The organism is Janthinobacterium lividum, assembly GCF_034424625.1.
GTDB classification, from domain to species: domain Bacteria; phylum Pseudomonadota; class Gammaproteobacteria; order Burkholderiales; family Burkholderiaceae_D; genus Janthinobacterium; species Janthinobacterium lividum.
This window is the reverse complement of the sequence record NZ_CP139976.1, coordinates 1,349,227-1,374,539: the sequence shown is the minus strand read 5'-3', so window position 1 is coordinate 1,374,539 and position 25,313 is coordinate 1,349,227. Positions and strand designations below refer to the sequence as shown.

20 protein-coding genes are annotated in these 25,313 nt (G+C 62.8%); 2 read left to right on the top strand and 18 right to left on the bottom strand.

All coding sequences use genetic code 11. The features are described 5' to 3' along the window. Positions 1-2: 2 nt before the first annotated feature. The 13 genes from U0004_RS06195 to U0004_RS06135 form a co-directional block, all read right to left on the bottom strand. The gene (locus tag U0004_RS06195) at positions 3-2,126 is read right to left on the bottom strand and encodes a TonB-dependent receptor family protein (RefSeq protein WP_070260096.1); all 2,124 of its coding nucleotides are present in this window, start codon (positions 2,124-2,126) and stop codon (positions 3-5) included. A gap of 77 nt (positions 2,127-2,203) precedes the next feature. After that, positions 2,204-2,605: a DUF2946 domain-containing protein gene (locus U0004_RS06190; RefSeq protein WP_231958472.1), complete on the bottom strand. Its 402-nt coding sequence runs from the start codon at positions 2,603-2,605 to the stop codon at positions 2,204-2,206. A 47-nt stretch (positions 2,606-2,652) separates the two neighbouring features. Then, a complete protein-coding gene (locus tag U0004_RS06185; protein ID WP_052140127.1) occupies positions 2,653-3,249 on the bottom strand; it encodes a PqiC family protein in 597 nt (198 codons plus the stop codon). After that, positions 3,246-4,877, bottom strand: coding sequence for a PqiB family protein (locus U0004_RS06180; RefSeq protein WP_070260100.1), 1,632 nt, complete (start codon positions 4,875-4,877; stop codon positions 3,246-3,248). Before U0004_RS06180 ends, U0004_RS06185 begins: the two co-directional genes overlap by 4 nt. Further along, positions 4,870-6,162 carry a paraquat-inducible protein A gene (locus U0004_RS06175; protein WP_370452792.1) on the bottom strand — a complete coding sequence of 431 codons (1,293 nt, stop codon included), beginning with the start codon at positions 6,160-6,162 and terminating at the stop codon, positions 4,870-4,872. The genes U0004_RS06180 and U0004_RS06175 overlap by 8 nt, the downstream gene beginning before the upstream one ends. A gap of 123 nt (positions 6,163-6,285) precedes the next feature. Then, on the bottom strand, positions 6,286-7,329 hold the full coding sequence (locus tag U0004_RS06170; RefSeq protein ID WP_081345898.1) for an acyltransferase family protein: 1,044 nt from the start codon (positions 7,327-7,329) through the stop codon (positions 6,286-6,288). Between the two features lie 318 nt (positions 7,330-7,647). After that, entirely contained in the window at positions 7,648-8,997 is a 1,350-nt protein-coding gene (locus U0004_RS06165; RefSeq protein ID WP_070260106.1) for an amidase, read from the bottom strand. Between the two features lie 4 nt (positions 8,998-9,001). Continuing rightward, positions 9,002-9,679, bottom strand: coding sequence for a DUF2848 domain-containing protein (locus U0004_RS06160; RefSeq protein WP_070260108.1), 678 nt, complete (start codon positions 9,677-9,679; stop codon positions 9,002-9,004). A gap of 4 nt (positions 9,680-9,683) precedes the next feature. After that, complete coding sequence (locus tag U0004_RS06155; protein WP_070260110.1) at positions 9,684-11,009, bottom strand: MFS transporter; 1,326 nt, start codon at positions 11,007-11,009, stop codon at positions 9,684-9,686. A gap of 108 nt (positions 11,010-11,117) precedes the next feature. Further along, positions 11,118-11,789: a DUF4286 family protein gene (locus tag U0004_RS06150; protein ID WP_070260112.1), complete on the bottom strand. Its 672-nt coding sequence runs from the start codon at positions 11,787-11,789 to the stop codon at positions 11,118-11,120. Between the two features lie 215 nt (positions 11,790-12,004). Beyond that, a complete protein-coding gene (locus tag U0004_RS06145) occupies positions 12,005-12,922 on the bottom strand; it encodes a LysR family transcriptional regulator (protein WP_034782414.1) in 918 nt (305 codons plus the stop codon). A 75-nt stretch (positions 12,923-12,997) separates the two neighbouring features. Then, positions 12,998-14,233, bottom strand: a complete 1,236-nt coding sequence (locus U0004_RS06140) for a M20/M25/M40 family metallo-hydrolase (RefSeq protein ID WP_070260114.1) — start codon at positions 14,231-14,233, stop codon at positions 12,998-13,000. Beyond that, the gene (locus U0004_RS06135) at positions 14,230-15,462 is read right to left on the bottom strand and encodes a urate hydroxylase PuuD (protein ID WP_070260122.1); all 1,233 of its coding nucleotides are present in this window, start codon (positions 15,460-15,462) and stop codon (positions 14,230-14,232) included. The genes U0004_RS06140 and U0004_RS06135 overlap by 4 nt, the downstream gene beginning before the upstream one ends. Positions 15,463-15,593: 131 nt before the next feature. Here U0004_RS06135 and U0004_RS06130 point away from each other — a divergent pair, with 131 nt between their 5' ends. Next, a complete protein-coding gene (locus U0004_RS06130; protein WP_034754583.1) occupies positions 15,594-16,532 on the top strand; it encodes a LysR family transcriptional regulator in 939 nt (312 codons plus the stop codon). 73 nt (positions 16,533-16,605) lie between these two features. Further along, complete coding sequence (locus U0004_RS06125; protein ID WP_070260124.1) at positions 16,606-18,360, top strand: allantoate amidohydrolase; 1,755 nt, start codon at positions 16,606-16,608, stop codon at positions 18,358-18,360. Positions 18,361-18,381: 21 nt separating this feature from the next. On the opposite strand, the gene U0004_RS06120 is transcribed toward U0004_RS06125, so the two are convergent. From U0004_RS06120 to U0004_RS06100, 5 genes are all read right to left on the bottom strand, one after another. Then, positions 18,382-19,617, bottom strand: a complete 1,236-nt coding sequence (locus tag U0004_RS06120) for a Zn-dependent hydrolase (RefSeq protein WP_070260126.1) — start codon at positions 19,615-19,617, stop codon at positions 18,382-18,384. Positions 19,618-19,627: 10 nt separating this feature from the next. Continuing rightward, on the bottom strand, positions 19,628-21,019 hold the full coding sequence (gene hydA / locus U0004_RS06115; protein ID WP_070260128.1) for a dihydropyrimidinase: 1,392 nt from the start codon (positions 21,017-21,019) through the stop codon (positions 19,628-19,630). 16 nt (positions 21,020-21,035) lie between these two features. Then, positions 21,036-22,520, bottom strand: a complete 1,485-nt coding sequence (locus tag U0004_RS06110; RefSeq protein WP_034782401.1) for an NCS1 family nucleobase:cation symporter-1 — start codon at positions 22,518-22,520, stop codon at positions 21,036-21,038. A 144-nt stretch (positions 22,521-22,664) separates the two neighbouring features. After that, the gene (preA, locus tag U0004_RS06105) at positions 22,665-23,945 is read right to left on the bottom strand and encodes an NAD-dependent dihydropyrimidine dehydrogenase subunit PreA (protein ID WP_070260130.1); all 1,281 of its coding nucleotides are present in this window, start codon (positions 23,943-23,945) and stop codon (positions 22,665-22,667) included. Beyond that, complete coding sequence (locus U0004_RS06100) at positions 23,945-25,312, bottom strand: NAD(P)-dependent oxidoreductase (RefSeq protein WP_070260132.1); 1,368 nt, start codon at positions 25,310-25,312, stop codon at positions 23,945-23,947. The genes preA and U0004_RS06100 overlap by 1 nt, the downstream gene beginning before the upstream one ends. Between the last annotated feature and the right edge of the window lies 1 nt (position 25,313).

Below are 25,313 nucleotides of genomic sequence, written 5' to 3'. Positions count from 1 at the left end.
CCTCACAGTGCGTTATAGGTATAGGACAGGCCCAGCATCACGCTGCGCGGCGCACCGGGCGTGTACTGGTTCTGGCTGTTCGGCGCATAGCTGCCCGTGCCCGCATAGCTGCTGCTGGCCGAATCGGCATAGCGTTTATCGGCCAGGTTGCGCACCTGCGCCCACGCTTCCAGCCCGCGCGCGACCTGATAGCTGGCGCGCAGGTTCAGCAAGGCGTGGCCCTTGTACTCCACCGTGTTGGCATTGTTCATCCAGTAGCGCCCCTGGTGCACGGCTTCAAGTGCGATACGCGCGCCGGCCACGGGCTTGTAGCCGATCTCGAACGAGGTGATGTCGCGCGGCGCCTGCGGCATGGCGCGGCCGCTGTAATCGAGAGTACTGGAGAGCTGGTAGCGCAGGTAGCGGTGGCGCGCGATGGCCGTGGCGAAGCGCGCGTCGAACGGGCCGCTGTCGTAATTCAGGCCCAGCTCCAGCCCTTCGCTGCGCGTGCGCCCCGCATTGCGGTTTTCGCTGTTGCCCGGCGAGAGCGTGTAGCTGACGATCGTGTCGCGCCCATCGAGCCGGTACAGGGCCGTATCGAGTTTCAAACGGCCCTGCAAAAAGGCCCAGCGCAGGCCCAGTTCATAGTTGTTGTAGACGGACGGCTGCAAGTTGGCGATGCCCGTCTTGCCATACAACTGGCTCACTTCCGGCGGCGTGAAGCCCTGGCTGACGTTTGCATACGCGCTGCCCGCATGGCCGATGGCGTATGTGGCGCCCAGTTTCGGGCTCACATGCGAAAAACTGCGCGACTCGTCGGGCGCGCCGTAATTGACGCTGCCGCCGGGCGCCAGCTTGTTATGGTAGTCGTAGCGGATGGCGTCAGAACGGCCACCCAGCACCACGCGGGTGCCCGCCAGCGGAGAAAATTCCCATTGCGCGAAGACGGCCGTGTTGAGGATATCCGTCTGGTAGTCGCGCACGCCCTGCGGATTGCTGGCATTGGCCAAGGAGTAGCGCAGGTAGCGGCCCGTGGCGGCATCGCGCACGATGGACAGATTGTCGCTGACAAAGGGATTGTCGCTCTTGTCCACGTACACACCAGCGATCAGGCGCGAACGCAGCCACGCGAATTCCTGCTGGTGCTTCACGTCCAGCCCCAGCGAATCGACGTGGTTGTTGTTGATGACGCCCTTGCACAGCATGCCCGCGCAACTGCCTATGGAATACGCGGGAATCTGCCCATGGTCGTTCTTGCGCGTAAACACGGTGACGGTGCTCGTGCCATTGACTGTCGTCGCGCCTTCCCACGCCAGGTTCATGCGCGTGGTCTTGTCCTTGCGGTAGGTAAACGTATTCAAACTCTTGCCGGGATTGCTGCGGTAATCGTTTTCGAACAGGCTGCCCGTCATGGCCGCATCGAGATCCGTGTGGACGATGGTGGCGCGCAGCTGCGAAGTGGGGCTGAGCGCATAGTCGGCGCGCAGCGAGAACGAATCCTTGTCGCCATAGCTGTACTCCTGCCAGTTATCGCGCGAACGGCGCGAGCTGTAATGGGAAAAGCGCAGTCCCAGCGGCCCCCAGGTATCGCTGGCGGAAGTGTCGTAGCGGGTGTAGCCGCCCACGTTATCGCGCCGCACGCCCACGCTTGCCGTGGGTGTCGCGCTGGCGCCGGCCGTGAGGAAATTGACGGCGCCGCCGACGGCATTGCTGCCGTACAGCGACGAGGCGGCGCCCTTCACCACTTCCACGCCGCTGGCGCCCGCCATGTTCATCTCGTTGAGCGAGTTATGGTTGAAGACGCCCAGCGGGCGGATGGGAATGCCGTCTTCGAGGTACTGGTAGACGGCATTCGTGCCGATGGGCTGGCGGATGCTCATGCTGTGCTGCTCGTTGCCCAGGTCATTCCAGTACACGCCGGCGATGCGGTTGAGGATATCGCCCATGGTCTTGGGCTTGTCGCGTTCCAGCATTTTGGCATTGACGGCACCGATGGCCTGCGGCGTCTCGGACAGCCACGATTGCGCGCGCGAACCGGAAACGACGACGGTGTCGATGGCGTGGTCGGTTTGGTCAAGTTGCTGCGCCTGCGCGCAGGGGTAAGCGAGGGTGATGGCGACGGCCAGCACCAATAATTTCTTGTTCATGTGATTCTCGTATAAGTGTGCGGATGCGGCGCGTCACACCGCGAGGTGGGCAGCGCCAGCATTGAAAATGCAAAAACCTAGACGAGAGCGGGCGGCGCGCGCGACTGCGCGGTGGACCAGATGAACAGCGGTGACGGGGACTGGTAGTACAGGGCCGGGAAAATGGCCGTGCCGCTGGCCACAAGCAGCGGCAGCACGGTACTGGCGGGCGGCAGGCCGACGGAACCCGTGTGCGTGGAACAGAAGGCGCAATGCTCCATCTGCATGGCCTTGCCGCCGGATTTTTCATCGGCGGCACCGTCATTGTCGACCTGGACGAAACGGATGCCGGCCACCGAACAGATTTCCGCCCAGCCGGAGCCGGACTCCTGCTTGGCGTTGGCGACAGCCTGGGAAATCGACGGCGCGAGCGCCGCCAGCAAGATCGCGAAACAGGCGATCCAGGCGGCAAAGCGGCGCGTGAACAAGGTCATTCCCATGGCCGCATTTTACCAGCGGCCGCCGGGACTGGGTAGCGGAAAGCGGCTCAGGCGGCCGGGCAAGCGGCGTTGCCGTTGTCAAAAGCGCGCACCACGCTCGCCGTATCGGCGGCGATACGGTTCACGGCGCGGCGGTGACCGAGCACCAGTTCATCGTAGCCGGCGCCCACCTTTTCATTGGCTATCGTGCGGCAAGTGACCACCTTGCTGCTGGCCAGCTGGCGCACGCTCCACACGGCATCGATCAGCGCATACTGGCCCATCACCGACTCGAAACGCTGCACATTGGTGCTGATACGGTACACGGGCAGGTTGTCCGGATGCGGCGTGCGGAACACATCGATGGCACCCAGGTCGTTCGTCACGGCCGTCGACAGGGCCTGGCCGATCTCGCCGGCCAGCGGCCCGGCCCAGCGCTGCTGCTCCAGCAGTTCGATGCGCCCCGATGGTCCCGTCACGACAAACTGGTTGCGGCTCACCTGCTGCGGCACGCTGACGGCCAGCACCTCGACATAGTATTTGACGGGTTTGGCCGGCTGCGCGTCGGCGCCGCCGCTGAGCGTATAGAAATGCTCGGGCTGGGGCGTGGAACAGGCGCCCAGCAGGCTGGCCGCCAGCAGCGCGGAAAAAATTGGTTTCATCATTTTTTTTCATCTCCTTTTTTACCGCGGATCAGGGACTCGGGATGACGTTCCAGGTAATCCGACAGCGCGTTCAGCGATTGCAGGGTTTGCGTCAGCTGCTGCAAGGCCTGGCGCACGTCCGACTGCAGTGGCGAATCCTTTTGCAGCACCTGTTCGGCGGTGCCGAAGGTCTGTTTCGCCGCCGTCAGGGTATCGCGCATTTCCGGCACCACCTGGCCATCGAGCTGCCTGAACAGGGTATTGGCCTGCTTGATGGTGGCGTTCAGGTTATTGCCGATCTCCGCATAAGGCACCTGATCGAGCTTGCGGGCGATGCTGGCGATCTGCGTCTGCAGTTCATCGAGGGTATTGGGCACGGTCGGCACTTCCAGCGGATACTTGTTCGGATCGAGCGCCACCTTCGGCGCTTTCGGGAAGAAGTCCAGCGCGATGTACAGCTGGCTGGTGAGCAGGTTGCCCGTGCGTAGCTGGGCGCGCAAGCCACGGCTGACCATGCGTTCGAGCAGCTGGTGGCCGGCCGAGCCTTCCTCATCGTCGACGGCGGCCTTGAAGCGCATGCCCAGGCGGGCAGGGTACAGATTGACGGTGACCGGCATGCGGAAGTTCTTCTTCACGGGATCGAACTCGATGCCGACCGAACGCACCTCGCCCAATACGATGCCGCGGAAATCCACCGTGGCGCCAGGCTGCAAGCCGCGCAGCGACTGGTCGAAATAGAACACGGTGGTAATGGCCTGGCCATCGGGCTCGCGCATGGCGCTGGCCTCGTCGGCCGCCAAGCGGAAATTGGTATTGGCCGGCGCCGGTTCCTCGGGTTTGCGGCCATTTTCCGCCTCGAAGGCGATGCCGCCCACCAGCATGGCGGCCAGCGACTGCGTGTTCAACTTGAAGCCGTTGGAATCCAAGCGCACATCGACGCCGCTGGCATGCCACCAGCGCGCATTCTTGCCGACGAACTGGTCGTATGGCGCGTTCACGAAGACCGACATGGTAATGCCGTTGCCATCCTTGTCCAGCGCAAAGCTGACCACCTTGCCCACGCGCAGGCGGTGGAAGAACAGGGGCGAACCCACGTCGACGGAACCGAGACTTTCCGCATGCAGGGTGTACAGCTTGCCCTTCTGGTCACCAGCCACGGCGGGCGGACTCTCCATGCCGACGAAATTCTCCTTTTTGGCTTCCGACTTGCCCGTGTCAACGCCGATGTAGGCGCCCGACAGCAAGGTGCCCAGGCCCGTCACGCCGCTGGCGCCGATCTGAGGGCGCACCACCCAGAAACGCGAATCGGCAGTGGCGAAACGGCGCGCCTCCTTGCTCATGTCGATCGTCACGAGGACATTGCTCAAGTCGTCGCCCAGGGTGATGGCGCGCACCTGGCCGATATCGACATCCTTGTATTTGACCTTGGTCTTGCCCGGCTCCAGGCCTTCGGCGCTCTTGAAGCTGACCGTCACCGTGGGCCCCTGGTCAAGGATGGACTTGGCGGCCAGGCCGGCGCCTATCAGGGCGGCCAGCAGCGGAATGAGCCATACCAGCGACGGCAGCCAGCGGCTGCCCTGTTCCACATCGGGTTCCGGCAATGGACGGCCACCCGTTTCGGCAAGGCCGCCCGCTTCTTTGTCAGACATGCTGTTCTCCAATCACTGTATTGTTTCCGGTATTTGCCACCACCACGGGTTCTTCCTCGCCAGGCACCTGCCCGTCGACGGGGTCCCAGATCAGGCGCGGGTCGAACTGCATCGCCGCCAGCATGGTCAGCACCACCACGGCGCCAAAGGCCAGCGCGCCGGGTCCGGCCGTGATCACGGCCAGCGACTTGAAGCGCACCAGCGCCACCGTCAGGGTGACGACAAAGATGTCGAGCATGGACCAGCGGCCGATGAATTCGACCATGCGATACAAAATGGTGCGCTGGCGCGGGCGCCAGCGCGAACGCCGCTGCGCGGTGAACGCCAGCAGCGCCAGCACGCCCAGCTTGAGCATGGGCACGACCACGCTGGCGATGAAAATGATGATGGCCAGGCCTTTCGAGCCGCTGGTCCAGAACAGCACCACGCCGCTCATGATGGTATCGTTTTGTGCGCCAAACAGGGAATACGTCACCATCACGGGCAGCAGGTTGGCGGGAATATAGAGGATCATGGCGGCGATCAGCAAGGCCCAGGTGCGGTTGATGCTGTCCGGTTTGCGCACGTGCAGGGCCGTGCCACAGCGCACGCACGCCAAATGCTTGCCCTTGCCCAGTGGCGGCGCCACCAGGCCGCAGGCATGGCAGGGCACGACCTTCTCGCCGGGCGCAAAGGCCTTGTAGCGGATGCCGGGCAGCGCTTGCCGGGTCAGGTCGTCGCCCAGGTTCCACAGGGCCTTGGGGTCGAACGAGACGACGATGGCCAGCATCAGGGTCAGCGCGCCAAACGCGAACAGCCCCGGTTGCGGCAGCACCGTGGCCAGACTGGTCATCTTGACGACGGTGATCAGGATGCCGATCATCAGCACTTCCGTCATGCCCCATTCGCGCGCCGTCTGCACGGCGCGCAGCACGCGGTTAAAACCGGGCACCTTGACGCCGCCGCGCAAGCCCAGCGCCACATACAGCAGCGAACCGAGTTCGATGGCGGGAAAGAGTATGGTGAACAGGAAGACCATCGTCGCCACGATATGCATCTGCTCGGACCACAGCACGCGGATGGAACCGAGCAAGGTGGCGCTGGACGTCAGGCCATTGACGTCGAGTTCGACGATGGGAAAAAACTGGGCGATCAGGAAGACAAAGGCGGCGCCCAGAGTCAGCGCCACCACCTTGCTCAATTCCGCCGATGCGCCGCGCGCGTGAGCGCCCCGGTATAACACCGAGCGGCAACGGATGCAGCGCGCCTTTTCGCGGGGACGCAGCGGACGTTTGCGGTACAGCACGCCACAGTCATGACAGCTAATCAGGTCGTATCGGTGCACAGGTTCACGATGAGCAGTTGAGTCCCCTGCATCATACGTCAAAGCAACCTTCTACCGCAGGCAAAAGAAGACAGACGAGCAGCCTCAGGCGATAGTCGCCACTGTTGGCGCCGGCTTGCTCACTTTGCCAAAAAGCAGTTTGGCGGCGATTTTATTTTTTGCCAGCAAGACACCAGTCGCGCAGCAAATACATGTGACCAGCAAGCCGATACTGAACCCCACCAGAGTGGCAAGCGGCGCAAACGCCACCGGCTCAAAATAGCGCACCGAAATTTTAGTGACACCGATAAAAGCATACTGGCCGATGATATAAATATACAATGAATTTTTACCAAAGATAATAAACCCTTGGATGATCCTCTCACCAAGCTTCAAGTAGGCTACATAAAACACACACAATGCGAATACAGAGGCTATTGCACCGGCAATATAACGCAGCGCAATATTTTGAAAGTTTTCAGAACTTAACTCCATTCCTGTAACATAAATATAAGTCTGATTATTCCACAAGAAGAAACAAATCAGCGCAAGAACACCTGAAACAGGAAAAATTACATTTTTATATGGCATCAATTTTTCAACATACGAGCCAGCGGCCAGATAATAGCCAGCCAAGAAAAAAGGACATGTATATTTAATTAACGGCAAAATACCCCAGTCCGGAATGAACAGGCTGAAAAAAAACAGGATCAACGATACCCAGAACGAATAGCGGCCAAAGACATTGGCAATCGTCACCAATACGAGACTAGCGAACAACGCCCATAGAAACCAAAGGCTCTGCAGTATGCTGAGAAGCAAGGAGAAAGGAAAATCCTGGTCAATCTTTTTTTTAAAAACAAGGGTAAGCGCAACCCGAAATAAAATCTCCCATATGGCAATAGGAACCAGTAAGGAAAATATTTTCGATTTAATGAACTCCAAAGGCGGTGTGCGGAGTACACTATTACGGCTCACATAACCGCTAATAGCGATAAACAACGGCATGTGAAACATGTAGATAGCTTTAAAGGTAGGGTCTTGGAAGAATCCCTCTTCCTGATATGCTGCACATTGCACCGCATGTCCGATCGACACCAGAAAAATCAACATCCCCTTGTAAAAGTCTACGCAATTACTTCTCAGCATGAATAAACTCCGGCGTTATGATTTTTTTGGATAAATTCCGGCACCCGAAACAAATTTTTGCATAAAGTATGTGGGCACAGGACAGTGGAAGACACTCAATGTCACTCAACGTCGCGATCCGCGTATGTTACAGACCACGTTACTTTTGCGGATTTTCACTCAGACGCAGCGGGCGCTTTCGCTACAACAGCCACATTCATGACAAATGATCAGCTTGTTTCAGAACACAGTGTGAAGTTTACCGGTACACAGTGCGTGCCTATTCCATATCAGTGCCAGCCATCATATTACAAAGGCCCCCCTTGCGCCACTGCAAGGTTAACGTTCGAGCAACAGTGCCTCCACGGCACGGCCAATTTGCAGCACTCTTTCATCCGCGCCGGCCAGGCCGCAAATGCCCAGCCCCACGGGCAGCTCGTCCTCGGCATGGCACGGCAGCGACAGCGCGCAGCCATCGAGGAAGTTGATCACGCTGGCGTTGCGCAGCACCAGGCCATTCGTGGCAAAGAAGGTGGCGTCATCCGCTTCCAGGGGCGCAACCTGCGGCGCCAGAATCGCCACGCTGGGCATCAGCCAGGCGTCGAATGGCGCCAGGCGCCGCCGGGCGACGGCGATCAGGCGCGCGCGCGCATCGAGCAAATCGATGTAATCGGCCGCGCCCTGCTGCTGGCCGCGTCGGATGCGCGCCGCCACGCGCTGGTCGTATTGCGCGCCCTTCTCTTCAAGCAGCACCTTATGCCAGTGCCAGGCTTCCGCCGCCACCAGGCCGCCGCCGCCATTGATCTCCGGCAGTTCCAGCAACTCGGGGAAATCGAACTGTTCCACCAGGGCGCCGGCTTGCCGCAGCTTGTCCAGCGCGGCGTCGAAAGCCCGCTGCACCTGCGGCTCCACGTGCGTACCGACATAGTCAAGGGTAAAGCCGAAGCGCAAGCCTTTCAGCGCTGGCGCCTGCACGCCGATGTCATGGCCCGACAGCGCCGCGTACAGAATGGCGCAGCAGTCGACGCTGCGGGCAATGGGCCCTGCCGAGTCGAGAGAGCGCGACAAAGGCACCGTGCCCGCCAGCGACACGGAAGCGGCCGTCGGCTTGAAACCCGTCAAACCGCAAAAGGCGGAAGGGATGCGGATCGAGCCGCCCGTGTCCGTGCCCAGCGCGCCGGCCGCCATTGCCAAAGCCACCGTGACGGCGCCGCCCGAAGTGGAGCCGCCCGCCACACGTTCATGGTCCAGTGGATTGCGCGGCGTGCCGTAATGGGGATTCAAGCCCAGGCCGGAAAACGCGAATTCGCTCATGTTGGTGCGGCCCAGCAGGACGGCGCCGGCCGCTCGCAGGCGCGCCACGGCGCCCGCATCGGCCACGGCGGGCGGGGAGTCGGCCAGCGCCAGCGAAGCGGCGCTGCTGGTTTGCCCCTCGACGTCGAACAGGTCCTTGATCGAGATGGGCACGCCGGCCAGGGGCGAGGCAACGATACCGGCCGCGCGCGCCGCATCGCTGGCCCGCGCCTCGGCCAGGGCCTGTTCGCCATCGAGGCTGACATACGCATGGCCGCCCTGCGCCCGGTGCGCCTCGGCGCGCGCCAGCATGCGCTGCGTCAGTTCCACGCTGGTGATGCGTCCGGCGGCCAGGTCGGCCGCCAGTTCGCGGATAGTCTTGGTCAACTGGGTCATTCTCTTATCCTTCCACGGGCAGGGTTTGCACGGCATAGCGGTGCTGCAAGCGGCGCTGCAAGGCTGGATCATACAGCTCCAGCTCGAAGGCGTCGCCGTGGCCCATTTCACCGATGATGGGCTGCGTGCCGCAGAACATGGCGCTGCCCACTGGCAGGGTCGCTTGCCCCGTGTAGCGCAAAATCAAATCTTCCGGCGACAGCATGCGCGTCACGGGCCCCTCCTGATACAGGGCCGGCACGCCGGCGCGCTCGCGCCAGGAGCGCATCTGCAACTGGTCCCAGTGGCCGGCCACGTCGGCATAGCGCCACAAGGTATCGCCCACGGGCTTGCCGCACATCTGCTTCGACACCGTCACGCCATAGCTTTCCACCTTGCGGTCCGTATGGTCGGAACCGATCCCCACCAGCAGGCCGTATTCCGAGGAGAACAGCACGAATTCCGCCTCGCCGGACGAGTCCAGGCCCGGCACTTCAATGGCGGCGTCGCTCGAGAGCAGCGCTGCCGAAACCCGGTAAAACGTCGGCACGCTTTTCGGGCGCGCCACGCCGATGGCTTCCAGTTCGGCGATATGGTGTTCCACCATCGCCATGTCGCGGCCCGTCCAGCCGGCGATGATCAACTGATCGATATCGAAGGTGACGGGGCCGTGGCCGGCCAGTTGAAAACTCAATGTCGTCATGATTTTATTCCTCAAGGGGGCCGCGGCCCGTTTCGCGTGCAGCAAAAACGGCGGCGCCGGTGATCAGCAAGGCCGCCGCCACATACAGCGAGACGGCCATGCTGCTGTTGTACGAGCGGTACAGGCTGGCGATGACGAGCGGGGCGAAGCCGCCGCCGATGACGCCGGCCAGGGTGTAGGCCAGCGAGGACCCCGCATAGCGCACCTTGGTCGGGAATTGCTCGATGACGAAGGCGGCCTGCGGGCCGTACATGATGGCGTGGATGACCAGGCCCACGACGACAGCCGTGACGATGGCAGCCGGGCTGGCAGTATCGAGCAAGGTAAAGAAGGCAAACGCCCACACGAGACCCAGGCTCGCGCCCAGCGCATACACGGGACGGCGGCCGATCTTGTCCGACAGCGCGCCAAACACGGGCACCGCCAGCGCATTGCAAGCCGTGCCGATCATGATGGCGGTCAGTGCCAGCGTCGACGACAGGTGCAGCACGGTCGTCACATACGTGAGCGTGAACACCACCACCAGCGCATACAGCACGTCCGAACCGATGCGCACACCGCCGGCGATCAGCAGACGGCGCCAGTAGATGCGCAGCACGTCGCCAATCGGCGCTTCCGCCTTCGCATCCTGCTGGTCGAGTTCCTTGAACAGCGGGGTTTCCTCGATGCCGCTGCGTATCCACATGCCGAAGGCCACCAGCAGCAGGCTGGCGATGAACGGCATGCGCCAGCCCCAGTCCATGAACGCTTCATGCGGCAGCAGGTAGGTGATCAGGCCGATGCAACCGGTCGCCAGCAAGGTGCCGAACGACGGTCCCACCTGCGTCCACGACGCGTTGCGGCCCCGCTTGTCCGCTGCCCCGTGTTCGACGGAGATCAGCACGGCGCCGGCCCATTCGCCGCCCAAAGCGATGCCCTGCACGAAGCGCAGCGCCACCAGCAGGATGGGGCTCCAGATGCCGGCCGTCGCGTAAGTCGGCAAGAGGCCCATCAGGCCCGTCGTCACGCCCATCAGCATCAGGGTCACCACCAGCACCCAGCGGCGCCCCAGCTTGTCGCCCAGGTGGCCGAAGATCACGCCACCGATGGGACGCGAGATATAGCCGACGGCATACGTGGAAAAGGCCAGGATGGTGCCCGTCAGCGGATCGAACGAGGGAAAGAACAGATGGTTGAAGATCAGCGCGGCCATGGTGTTGTAGACGGTGAAGTCATACCATTCCAGGGTCGTGCCGACCATGCTGGCCGTGGCCAGGCGGCCCGTTTTCGGCTTGTCGCCCGGCGCCTGGGCCGCCGGATGCGCAGCGTTTGCCGTTGTATATGTGCTCATTGCCTACCTCTCTCGTCAGTTTTATTGCAGGCCCGGCGCAGGATGCGTTGCCCTGCGCCGTGGCCCGTGTCTCGTGTTATCAGTGCCGGCAAGATGCGCGCCGCCGTGTCAGGCAGCGTGCAGGTCGGCCTCGCGCAGTTGCCAGGACAGTTGCAGGATGGCTGCCTGCTCAGCGTCCAGGCCCAGTGCCGCGCTGGCGGCATCGGCCGCCGCCGAGGCGGCGCTTTCGGAGGACGCGTCGATCAGGAAGATCGGGTCGAGCACGCGGCCCTCCTTCTGCTCCGCCGGCAGGGGGCCGGACAGATTCGCGTCAGGCGTGAGCAAGCGCGTGGCAATGACGCCATCGATCTGCAAAAGCTGCGCGCCCAGCGCTGCCATGCTGGCCACGGCTGCGGCATCCTGGCCGATGGCGGGCGCGCCCAAGCGCAGCACGGCCAGCCAGGCGCCCGTGCCCATGCCCGTTTCCGCCTCGATGGCGCAGACGCGGCGCATCGGATCGACCATGCGCTGCAGATTCGTCACCGACCATGGGGTCTGCTGGCCGAAGGCCTTGAAATAGTCGGGGGTCTGGAAGGCGCCCAGCGAATCGGTGCGGTACAGGCCCAGGTATTTGCGCGAACCGCGCACGCTCTGGTAGCGCGTGCCGCTGACGAAGCCGGGAATGCGCACGCGCTCTTCCACGTGCTCGCGGTCGTACCAGCGGTTGAAATCGAGCTCGTGTTCCGGGTCGGCGCTGGTCCAGACAAACAGGATGCCTGGCAAGGTGTGGGACGTCGTCATGATGGTTCCGTTCTGCGTGATGGATGGTGTGCCAACCCAGAATAGGTGGCGCGCCGTCACTTGGCAAACGGGTTATTCTGAACGCGACTGATAAGTTTTTCTTGTGGGTGGAGCCAACAATGCTGTCGGATTACGCGCCTGGGCGCTCATCCGACCTACGCGACTCACCTCGACCACGGCATCGTAGGTCGGCTTAGCGCCAGCGTAAGCCGACATCACCCTGCCCCATATTCCTCACCCAGCGCCAAAGTGAACCTGGCCGCCTCCTCGCACGCCAACATGGCCACCAGCTGGATCGCTTCCGTCGTGATGTCTTCGCTGTAGCTGATGACGATGCGCTGCGGTGCCAGGCTGCTGGTGCAGGGAATCAGGGCGATGTGGCCCTGTTCGATTTCCTCGCGCAGGGGCGCCAGCGGCAGCACGGCGATGCCGAAGCCCGCTTTGACCAGGCGCACGATGGCGGAGATCGAGCTGACGCAGTGGACCCTTCCCAGCTGCACGCCCTCGTCCTGGCACAGCGCCTTCAAGGCGGAATGCGGCTGCGAACCGCGGTTCATGGTGATGATGGGGTGCTGCGCCAGTTGCGCCACCGTGAATGGCGCGCCCGTATCGGGCCAGTCAGCGGCCCTGCCGGCCCAGCCCATGGCGATGGCGCCGCTGCCCGTGCTGCGGATATGGTCGCCCGTCAGCATGTCCGTCTGCAGCGCGATATCGAGTTCGCCCTGCTGCAGCTGTTCGTGCAAGCGGCGCGTCGATTCGGACGTCAATTGAATCTCGATGCCCGGATAGCGCTCCTGCACGCGCTGCAGGAACGGGATCAGCCACGTATGCACGATGGTTTCGATGACGCCGATGCGCACTTCGCCCGTGATCTGCGCGGGCGAGGAATTGGCCGCATACATATCGCGGCACAGTTCCAGCATGCGTTCGGCATACACGAGCAGGTTGCGTCCGGCGAAGGTCAGGCGGATTTCACGCGCGTCGCGGTCGAACAGGCGCGTGCCGAAATCCTGCTCCAGCGAAGCGATGCGGTTGGAGATGGCCGCCTGCGTGATGTGCAGCTTGTCGGCGGCCGTGCGAAAGCTGCCCAGCCGCGCTGCCCAGACAAACGCTTCGAGAAAACGGGTATTCAATTTGGCTCTTCAATCAATGGGGGCACTTCTTCACAGAATGTGTAGTCGCCCCATTGTAAGCCAAAGCGCGCTGCCTTATTTCTGGCCCAGGAAGTCCAGCAGGGTCAGGGCGACGATCTTGCTGGCCCTGCGCAAATCATCGAGCGCCAGGCGCTCGTCAGCCTTCTTCGCGTTCGATTCGGGCACCGTGCGCGGCCCGGCGCCATACAGCACGGCGGGGATGCCCCGCTCGCCATACAGGCGCGCGTCCGCATACAGGGGCGTGCCGACGGCGGGAATCGTCTCGCCGAGGATGGCTTGCGCATTCTTTTGCAGGCTGCCGACCAGTTGTTCGGAACCGGGCAAGGGTCGCAGCGCGTGCGACAGCAGCAGGCGGCGGATCTCGATGCGGATGCCAGGCTCGCCCCGCACGGCGTCTTCGATCAGCGCGCGCACCTGCGCTTCCACCGCCACCGGGTCTTCTTCGGGAATCATGCGGCGGTCCATCTTCATGACGACCTTGCCCGGCACCACATTGGTATTCGTGCCGCCGTCGATGCGCCCCACCAGCATGGTGGGCGAGTCGATGCCAGCCACTTTGGATTTGATCTTTTTCAGCTCCGGCAACTGGCCGTAGATGGCGTTGAGTATCTTGTTGGCCGCCTGCAGCGCGTCATGGCCCGTCTCCGGCATGGAACCATGGCCAGCCTTGCCGTGCACGGTGATTTCCAGCTGCAGGCAGGCGTTGTGCGCCGTGACGATGCCGTAGCTGAAACCGGCGGCGATGACGAAATCGGGCTTCGTCAGCTGCTGTTCCAGCAGCCAGCCCGGCCCCAGCAAGCCACCGAATTCCTCGTCATACGTGAAGTGCAGCTCAAGCTGGCCTTTGAGTGGAATGCCCAGCGCTTCGAGCGCGCGGGCGGCAAATACATAGGTGGCGAAATCGCCTTTCGAGACGGCCGTCGCGCGGCCATACATGTAGCCGGCGTCGATCTGGCCGCCATACGGCGGATACGTCCAGTTGTCGCCGGGCGGCACCACGTCGCCATGCGCATTCAGGGCCACGGTCGGCCCGCCTGCCGTATACGGCCGGCGCACGATCAAATTGGTGATGCTTTGCATGCCGTACGCTTCCACCTCATCGTTTGGGACGGCGTGCTTTTCCGCCTGCCAGCCATACGCCTGCAGCAGCTGCGCCACCAGTTCCGCATGGGGCGCGTTGTTGCCGGGCGGCGTATCCGTCGGCTGCTGCACCACCTTCTGTAAAAATGCGACTTCCTCGTCGAAGTGATCATCGATCCAGGCCGTGATTTTTTCTGCGTGCGTTGTCATTTTGCTCCTTGCATGGTCTGTTGCAGCCAGGCGCCAAGTTCGCTGCGCTCGGCCTCCGTCATATTGGTCAGGTTCCCGATCGGCATGGCCTTCAATTCGATGGCCTGCTTGTAGATTTGCGCCGCGTGCTGGCGGATTTCAGTTTCATTATCCAGCATCATGCCGGCCGGCGCCGTGGCGAAACCCGGTTGCGTGGGCTGGGCCGAATGACAGGTGGCGCAGCGCTGGGCGATGATGGCATGCACGCTCTTGAATTGCGCGGCCGGATCCACCGCCGGCGCGGCCGCCACGGCCACGGGCGCTTTCGGCGCGATGGCGATAGCTACGGCCAGCAACAGGGCCACGCCGATGGCCGGATAGCGCCATTCCACTCTTCCCTTGTGGCGCAGGTTGAAAAAGTGGCGGATGAAGACGCCGGCCGCCATGATCAGCGCCAGCACCAGCCATGCGTGGTCGTTCCGGTAGGTCATCGCATAATGGTTGCTGATCATGATGAACAGCACCGGCAAGGTAAAATAATTGTTATGCACGCTGCGCTGCTTGGCTTTCAGGCCATGCTTGGGATCGGGCAGCTTGCCGGCGGCCATGGCCTCGACCATCTTGCGCTGGCCGGGAATGATCAGCATCAGCACATTGGCCACCATGATGGTGCCGATCATGGCGCCCACATGGATATAGGCGGCGCGTCCGCTGAGCAAATGCGTGAGCACGTACGCGGCGCCGACGATCAGCGCGAACACGGTCACGCCGAACCACAGTTCATATTGCGCTAATGTTGACCTGCACAGCAAATCGTACACGGTCCAGCCGATGACGAGGGTGGCGATGCCGATACCGACTGCCTGCCCGCTGGAGATGTCCGCCACGGATTTGTCGATCATCATGGCCTGGGCATTGAAATAATACGCGATGGTCAGTAGCGCGAAACCGGACAGCCAGGTCGAATACGCTTCCCATTTGAACCAGTGCAGTTCCTTCGGCAGTTCGGCGGGCGCCACCAGGTATTTTTGCGGGTTGTAGAAACCGCCGCCATGCACGGCCCACAGTTCTCCCGACACGCCCTTCTTCGCCAGTTCGGAGCCGGGCGCGGGCGGGCGGATCGAGTTATCGAGCCAGACGAAATAGAAGGAAGCACCGATCCAGGCGATGCCCGTGATGACGTGCAGCCAGCGGACGATCAGGTTCAGCCACTCAAGGCCGTACGGGATCAGGTAGGCAAATACTTCCATAAATTTCCTCTAGTCAGACCGAACCAATATTCGTGCCAATCTACACAAGATAAACGGATTTACCGCCCACCACATGAAAAATATCGTATATTTGACATATTCAAATCGATATACAACAGAGGCGCCGCCACATGTCCAGCCTGCCGCAACACCTCGACCTGCACCTGATCCGCATCCTCTACCTGCTGCTGGTGGAAAAGAACGTCTCGCGCGTGGCGCTGAAACTCAATCAGCCGCAGCCATCGATTTCCGCCTCCTTGCGCAAGCTGCGTGAATTGACGGGCGACCCGCTGCTCGTGCGCGGCGCGCGCGGCATGGTGCCGACCCAGCATGGCGAAAGCCTGCTCAATCCGGCCAAGCGCATCCTCGACCAGACGGAGAGCCTGTTCGTCAAGAAGACGCCGTTCGTGGCGCAGGAAGAGGCACGCACCTTCCATATCGCCGCGCCCGATTACCTGGACAGCCAGTTCCTGCCCAACGTGGTGGCCCTGCTGCGCCGCGGCTCGCCAAAAAGCCGCGTCGTGCTGCATAGCCTGGGGCCGGGCATCGACCATATCCGCCAACTCTCCGACGGGGGCCTGGACCTGGTCATCGCCAACTGGGACGAGCCGCCCGCGCATCTGCACATTTCGAAGCTGTTCGAAGACCCCATCATCTGCGCCATGCATGCGGAAAACGCCTATGCGCGGCGCACGGCCAGCGACGCCATGACCCTCGACGACTATTTGAGCCTGCCCCACGTGGCGCCGTCGCAGATGATGCCCGGCTATCACGGCGTGATCGATTCCTTCCTCGAGCGGCAAAACCTGCAGCGCAACGTGGTTGTGGAATCGGCGTATTTCGGCCTGATCCCCTACATGCTGACGCAGACGGACCTGGTACTCACCACGGGCCGGCAATTCATGCGCTTCTATGAAAAGACGCTGCCGCTGAAAACGTATACCGTGCCGCTGAAATTCCCGCCGATGCGCTTTTACCAGCTGTGGCACCAGCGCGTACACCAGGCGCCCGAGCACAAATGGCTGCGCGACCAGGTCAGCGCGGCCGCCAAGGCGCTGGTGCAGCGATAGCCGCTATCAGCACGCGCATATAATGGACGCAGGAACGGGGCGCTATCATCACCGCTTGCATGATCGGAAAACCATGACCACCCTTTCAGACCTGAACGCCGGCAGCCCGGCAGACTTTATCGCACGGCTGCATGGCATCTACGAACACTCGCCCTGGATCGCCCAGCGCGCGGCCCCCGCCCGGCCGTTTGCCAGCCTGACGGCACTCAAGACGGAGCTGCAGCGCGTGCTGGCGCATGCCTCGCCCGAAGAGCAGCTGGGGCTGATACGCGCCCACCCGGAGCTGGCCGGCAAGGCCGCCATCGCAGGGCAGCTGACGGCGGAATCGACGCGCGAGCAGGCCAAGTCCGGCCTGAACCTGTGCAGCGCCGATGAATTCGCCACCCTGCAGCGCCTGAACGACGACTACAACGCCAAGTTCGGCTTTCCCTTCATCCTGGCCGTCAAGGGCCCGACGGGCGAAGGCTTGACGCGCCAGGACATCATCGCCACGTTTGCGCGGCGCCTGAAAAACCGGCGCGCCGATGAACTGGCCGAGTCGCTGCGGCAGATCAAGCGCATCGCCGAGCTGCGCCTGAACGACTTGTTCGACGTGCGCCTGGACTTCGGCCCGGCCATCATGCAGCAGGCCGAAACGCTGGCGGCCTGGAGCGACAGCGATTACAACCTGACGTGCGCCTACCTGACGCCGGCGCACCAGAAAACGGCCGCGCAGCTGGCCGAATGGATGCGGGATGCGGGCATGCAGGTGCACATCGACGCCGTCGGCAATGTCGTCGGGCGCTATCTGTCCGACGCGCCCGACGCAAAAACCCTGATGACGGGATCGCATTACGACACGGTGCGCAACGGCGGCAAGTACGATGGCCGCCTGGGCATCGTGCTGCCCATCGCCGTCGTGCGCCACCTGCATGAGCGGGGCGAAAAACTGCCGTTCCACTTCGAGATCGTCGGCTTCGCCGAGGAAGAAGGCGTGCGCTTCAAGAGCACGTTTTTGGGCAGCACGGCTGTCACGGGCAAGTTCGACGTATCGCTGCTGGAACAGGTGGATGCGGATGGCTTGAGCATGCGCGACGCGCTGGCCGCCGCCGGCCACGAGGCAAGCGCCATCGGCGCCATCGCGCGCGATCCCGCCGACTTGCTCGGTTATGTGGAAGTGCATATCGAGCAGGGTCCCGTACTGCTGGAACGCGACCTGCCGCTGGGGATCGTCACGGCGATTGCCGGCAGCTCGCGCTACCTGGTCAATCTTGGCGGCGTGGCCAGCCACGCGGGCACCACACCCATGACCATGCGCAAGGATGCCGCCAGCGCGGCAGCCGAAATCATCCTGCTGGTGGAACAGCGCTGCAACCAGGGCGAGGCGCTGGTGGGCACGGTAGGGCAGCTGCACGTGCCCAACGGCTCCGTCAACGTGATCGCCGGCGCCTGCACCCTGTCGCTCGACATCCGCGCGGCCGTTGACGCGGTACGCCAGGCGGCCGTTGACGATATTCTCGATGGCATCGCCGCCATCTGCGCGCGGCGCCAGATCGACTATCAGCTGGAACTGCTGCTGTCGGCGCGTGCCGCGCCATGCGCGCCATGGCTGATGGCGCAGCTGGCGCAGGCCGTGGAATCGGTCGGCATCGAACCGTATGCGCTGCTGTCTGGCGCCGGCCACGACGCCATGGCCATGGCCGCCATCACCGACGTGGCCATGCTGTTTACCCGCTGCGGCAATGGCGGCATCAGCCACAACCCACTGGAAACCATGACGGCGGACGACGCCGACATCGCGGCGCGCGCGCTGCTGGCGTTCCTGCGCAACTTCCAGCCCAAGCCCTGAAGCGGGCATGGGCCGGTGGAGCTACACGGCCACGGCCCGCTCCAGCATCGCGTGCAGCAGGACATTGCAGCCCGCTTCCAGGTGCTCGGGCTTGGCGTCTTCGATTTCATTGTGGCTGATGCCATCCTTGCACGGCACGAAGATCATGCCGGCCGGCGCCAGCCGGGCCGCGTAGATGGCATCGTGTCCGGCGCCGGACACCACGTCCATCACCGAGTAGCCCAGCTTTTCCGTGGCGTTGCGCACGGCGCCCACGCAGTCCGGATGGAACGGGCATGGCGGGTAATAGGAAACACGTTCAAGAGATATATCCAGTCCCGTAGCAATACGCGTGGCATCGATGAAGGCCGTGATCTCGCCATGCATGGTGTTGAGCAGTTCGTCGTTCACATTGCGCAGGTCGATGCTGAATGTGACTTCGCCGGGGATCACGTTACGGCTGTTCGGGAAGACCTGCACCATGCCCACCGTGCCGCGGCCATACGGCGGGTAGCGGTTGGCAATCGCCACCACTTCCTGCATGATCGTCGTGGCCACCTGCAGCGCATCCTTGCGCAATCCCATGGGGGTGGGGCCAGCATGCGCTTCCATGCCCGTTACCACGCAGTCGTACCACGACAGGCCCATCACGGCCGGTACCACGCCAATGACTTTATCGGCGTCTTCCAGCACGGGTCCCTGCTCGATATGCGTTTCAAAATAGGCGCCGATGGGATGGTTTCCCGGCACCTGCTCGCCTTTGTAGCCGATGCGCGCCAGTTCCTCGCCCACGGTTTTCCCCTCGGTATCCTTGGCCGCATACGCCGTCTCCAGCGAGAAGGCGCCGCAAAATACGCCGGAACCCATCATCACGGGCACGAAGCGCGAACCCTCCTCGTTGGTCCAGAAGGCCACCTCGATGGGCGCCTGCGTCTTGATTTTCAAGTCGTTCAGGGTGCGCACCACTTCCAGGCCCGCCAGCACGCCGTAATTGCCATCGAACTTGCCACCCGTGGGTTGCGTGTCGATATGGCTGCCCGTCATCACGGGCGGCAGGCTGTTGTCGGCGCCGTCGCGGCGCATGAAGACATTGCCGATCTGGTCGATCGTGATGCTCATGCCCGCTTCGCGGCCCCATCCCACCACCAGGTCGCGGCCCTGCTTGTCCAGGTCCGTCAGGGCCAGGCGCTTGACGCCGCCCTTCGCTGTCGCGCCGATCTGCGCCAGCTCCATCAGGGCTGCCCACAGGCGCTCGCCATTGATACGCAATTCATCCATCGTCAACTCCTTATGCGGTGGTAACGGAAAAGGCGGGCCGTTCGACATAGCGCCCCGCCCCTTCGACGGCCGTCAGTTCGCCCTGGTGGAAGACCACCTTGCCGGCGGCAATCGTGGTGCTGGGGATGCCGCGCACGGTGCGCCCTTCGAAGACGTTGAAGCCTCCCTTGGCGAACTGCGTGGCGGCGGAAATGGTGCGCGTGCCCTGCGGGTCCCACAGCACGATGTCGGCATCGCTGCCAGCGGCGATGACGCCCTTGCGCGGATACATATTGAAGATCTGCGCCGCATTGGTGGAGCTCACCTTGACGAATTCGGAGGGCGTCAGCATGCCGGAATTGACGCCGGCGTCCCACACGACGGCCATGCGTTCCTCTACGCCGCCGCAACCGTTCGGGATGCGCGTAAAGTCCTGCTTGCCCGCCGCCTTCTGTTCGGCGCAAAAGGTGCAGTGGTCGGTGGCCGTCGTCTGCAGGTTGCCGCTTTGCAGGCCGTGCCACAGCGCCGATTGATGGTGCTTGCCGCGAAACGGCGGGCTCATGACGTGGCCCGCCACGTAGTCGAAATCGTCGCTCTGGTAGACGCTGTCGTCGATCACCAGGTGGCCCGCCAGCGCTTCGCCATACACGCGCTGGCCATTGGCGCGCGCCCGCGTGATGGCGTCGAGCGACTCGGCGCACGAAACGTGCACGATGTACACGGGGGTATTGAGTACGTTGGCAATTGCGATGGCGCGGTTGGCGGCCTCCGCTTCCACGGCCGGCGGGCGCGACCGCGGATGCGCCTGCGGCCCGGTAATCCCCTTCTTGAGCAAAGCTTGCTGCAATTGAAAAACCAGCTCGCCGTTTTCCGCATGCACGGTGGGCAGCGCCCCCAGTTCCAGCGAACGGGTAAAACTTTTCACCAGGGTTTCATCGTCGGCCATGATGGCGTTTTTATACGCCATGAAGTGCTTGAAGCTGTTCACGCCATGCTCGCGCACGAGGGTGCCCATCTCTTCATGTACCTGCTCGCTCCACCATGTGATCGCCACATGGAAGGTGTAGTCGCCAGCCGCCTTGGCCGACCATACACGCCACTGGTGATAGGCCTCGATCAAGGATTGCTTGGGTGCCGGGATGACGAAGTCCATGATGGTGGTGGTGCCGCCGGCCAGTCCCGCCGCCGTGCCCGTGAAAAAATCGTCGGACGTCACGGTGCCCATGAAGGGCAGGTTCATGTGTGTGTGCGTGTCGATCCCGCCCGGCATCACGTACAGGCCGCCCGCGTCGATTACCGTGGCGCCGGCGGGTGCCAAAAGGTTCTCGCCGACGGCGGCGATGGTGTCGCCCTCAATCAGCACATCGGCGCGGAATGCGCGGTCGGCGTTGACGACGGTACCGCCACGTATCAGTGTAGCCATCTTGTCTCCTTTGTGATTACGACTGCGGCGCCTGCTGCACGTGCGCCACGGCCTTACCCTTCATCATGACGCCGTACACGACGGCGGCGATGGCCACGCCCACGAACCAGGCGTAGGTGTAGATGGTTTTAAAGCCTTCGGCCACGTCGGGAAACGCCGTGGGAAAGGCCGCGTTCAAAAAGCCCGGGATATTCGGCAGCACGGCGATGACAAAGGCGATCAGCGCCGCCATATTCCAGCCATTGCCATACGAGTAGACGCCGTCGTCGCGGTACAGCTGCCTGACGTCGAGCTGCGTCTTGCGCACAAAATAATAGTCGACGATGAGGATGCCGGCGATGGGGCCCAGCAGGGCCGAGTAGCCGATCAGCCATGTGAAGATATAGCCCTGCGTCGATTCGAGCACCTTCCACGGCATCATGACGATGGCGATGAAAGCCGTGATGTAGCCGCCCATCTTGTAGGAAATCTGCTTCGGTGCCAGCGAGGAAAAGTCGTACGCCGGGCCCACCAGGTTGGCAGCCAGGTTGACGCTGACCGTGTCGATCAGGAGGATGATCAAGGCGATCAGCACGGCGGCGCCCGTCATGCGGCTGGCCAGGTCGACCGGGTCCCAGATGGCCTTGCCGTACATGACGACGGAGCCGGCAGTGACGATCACGGCCAGCATGGCCAGCAATCCCATAGGCACCGGCAAGCCGATCGACTGGCCGATCACCTGGTCGCGCTGCGTCTTGGCAAAGCGCGTGAAGTCGGGGATGTTCAAGGCCAGGGTGGCCCAGAAACCCACCATGGCCGTCAGCGACGGCCAGAAGACGCTCCAGAACTGGCCCGCCTTTTTACCGCCGGGGATGAATTGCGATGGCTGGTCCAGCAGGCTGGCCACGCCGCCGGCCTTGCTGTGCACCCAGTACAGCAGTACGAAGCAGATGAGGATTTTCAGCGGCGCGGTGTAAGTTTCGAGTTTGCGGATCGACTCCATGCCATGCAGGATGTAATAGAACTGGATGGCCCAGAAAGCCAGGAAGCACAATAGCTGGCTGCCGTTGATGCCCAGGCCCGCGATCTTCTCGCCGCCCAGTTCATGGCCTACCAGCACGCCCATCAGGGTATAGATCATCTGCCCGCCGAACCAGGTCTGGATGCCATACCAGCCGCAGGCGACGATGGCGCGCATCAGGGCCGGCAACCGCGCGCCCATGGTGCCGAACGAGGCACGCGCCAGCACGGCATACGGGATGCCGTACTTGGTGCCCGCATGGCCGATCAGCAGCATCGGCAGGAGCACGATGGCATTGGCGAGAAACACCGTGAGCACGGCCTGGTAACCGGACATGCCGCTGTCGATCAGGCTGGCCGACAGGGTGTAGGCGGGAATGCACATCACCATGCCGACCCACAGCGCGGCGAAGTGATACCAGCGCCAGGTACGCTGTGCCGCCGTGGTGGGCGCCAGGTCTTCATTCCAGAGTTGCGTGTTGCCTGAATAGTCGTGGTTCACAGGGTTGCTCCATCGGTTAGACCGCTGGCGTAGCGAGGACGCCAGGGATACGGCAGTGTGGAAACGGCTCGGCTTTTAAGTAATCTAGCTTACTGCAAAGACGCGCCGCTGTTTATAAAAATAAACGCACGCAATAACCGTGCCCTATGCCGTCTCCGCCAGCGCTCTTGGATTTCGCGGATCCTGCGTCCAGTTCATGTACGGCTTGCCCGTGGCTTGCGGCACCATCGTGATGCAGCCCTGCACCGGACAGGTGATTTCGCACAGGTTGCAGCCCACGCATTCCTCCTTGATCACCTCATACGTGCGCGTGCCGGCGGCGTCGATCAGTTGCGCAATCGACTGGTGCGATGTGTCTTCGCAAGCCACGTAGCACTTGCCGCATTTGATGCAGTCGTCCTGGTTGATCTGCGCGATGACCTGGTAATTCATGTCCAGGTATTTCCAGTCCGTCGTGTTGGCCACGGCCTTGCCGGAAAAGTCGCTGATGCGCTCGTAGCCCTTCTCGTCCATCCAGCGCGACAGGCCATCCTTCATCTCTTCGACGATGCGGAAGCCATGCAACATGGCGGCCGTGCACACCTGCACGCAGCCCGCGCCCAGGGCGAGGAATTCGGCCGCGTCGCGCCAGTTGCCGATGCCGCCGATGCCGGAAATGGGCAAGCCGCGCGTCTGCGGATCGCGGGCGATTTCCGCCACCATGTTCAGGGCGATCGGTTTGACGGCGGACCCGCAATAGCCGCCGTGCGTGCTGGCGCCACCGACAATCGGCAAGGCCACCATGCGGTCCAGGTCCAGCGAGGTGATGGAATTGATGGTGTTGATCAGCGAGACGGCGTCCGCGCCGCCCGCCTTGGCCGCGCGCGCCGGCATGCGCACGTCCGTGATGTTGGGCGTGAGCTTGACGATGACGGGAAGACGGCTGTGCTTCTTGCACCAGGCGGTCACCATCTGCACGTACTCGGGCACCTGGCCCACGGCCGCGCCCATGCCCCGCTCCGGCATGCCGTGCGGGCAGCCGAAATTAAGCTCGATGCCATCCGCCCCTGTCGCCTCGACCTTGGGCAGGATGTCGGCCCAATAGTGCTCTTCGCAGGGCAGCATCAGGGAGACGATCATGGCGCGGTCGGGCCAATCCTTTTTCACCTGCGTGATCTCGCGCAGGTTGATCTCCAGCGAGCGGTCGGTGATCAGCTCGATGTTATTGAAACCGACCACTTCGCGGTTCTTGCCATACAGGGCCGAGTAGCGCGACGAGACGTTGACGGCAGCAGGGTCTTCACCCAGGGTTTTCCACACGACGCCGCCCCAACCCGCCTCGAAGGCGCGCACCACGTTGTAGGCCTTGTCGGTCGGCGGTGCGGACGCCAGCCAGAAGGGATTCGGCGCCTTGATGCCGCAAAATTCGATGCTGAGATCAGCCATTATGCAGCCTCCACTTTATTCAACAAATCGGAATGGATGGCCAGTGCGGCCAGCTTGCCATGCTGGACGGCTTGCACCGTCAGGTCCTGCCCCGGCGCCACGCAGTCGCCACCCGCGTAGATCCCCGGCAGCACCGTGCGAAAACCCGCATCGACGGCGATCTTGTCGCCTTCGCGCTGCAGCAGCGACGCCATCGGATCATGCAGCACGTCGGTGTCGAGGCTCTGGCCGATGGCCTTGAAGATGGCGTCGGCCGCCACGTCGAACGTTTCACCCGTCCCCGCCAAACGCGTGCCCTGCATGCGCGTCTTCTCGAAACGCATGCCGGCGACCTTGCCGTCAGTATCGAGCAGCACCTGCTGCGGCTGGGCCCACGTCAGCATGCGCACCTGGTTGGCCTTGGCAATCTCCTGTTCATGGTGGGTGGCCGTCATGGCGTCGAAACCGCGCCGGTAGACGAGGGTGACTTCCTCGGCGCCGAGCCTTTGAATCTGCACGGCCATGTCGATGGCCGTATTGCCGGCGCCAATCACAATCGCCCGTTTCGGCACGGGCAGCGCGGCCAGGTCGTTGGCCTGGCGCAGCGCGGCGATGTAATCGACGGCGGCCAGCAAGCCCGGTGCGTCCTCGCCTGTCAGACCTAGCTTGCGGCTGGCGCCCAGGCCCAGGCCGAGGAACACGGCGTCATACTGCGCGTGCAAGTCGCGCAGTTGCAGGTTCTCGCCCAGCGCCTGGCGACATCGGATCTCGATACCGCCGATATCCAGCAGGAAGTCGATTTCCTTTTGCGCGAAATCGTCCGTCAGCTTGTATTTGGCGATGCCGTACTCATTCAGGCCACCTGCCTTGCCTTCCTTTTCAAAGATCACCACGTCGTGGCCCAGCATGGCCAGGCGGTGCGCGCACGACAGGCCCGCCGGCCCCGCGCCGACGATGGCTATCGTCTTGCCGGTGCTTGCAGCCCGTTTGAACGGGTGGCTTGCGAAATGCATGTGGTCGACGGCGTAGCGCTGCAAGAGGCCGATCTTGACGGGCTGCCCCTCCGCGTCGTGGTTGCGCACGCAGACATCTTCACACAGGATTTCCGTGGGACAGACGCGGGCGCAGCTGCCGCCCAGGATGTTCTGTTTCAGAATGCCTGCCGCGGCACCGTTGATGTTCTTGTCGTGGATATTACGGATGAAGCTGGCCACGTCGATTTCCGACGGACAGATGCGGCTGCACGGCGCGTCATAGCAGTACAGGCAGCGGGCGCTTTCGATGGCCGCCTGGCGCGCGCTCAAGGGAGGCGCCAGGTCGGTGAAATGGCCTGCCAGTTCCTCGTTGGGCAGGGCGGGATGCGGCAAATAGTTCAAAGACTCGATCATC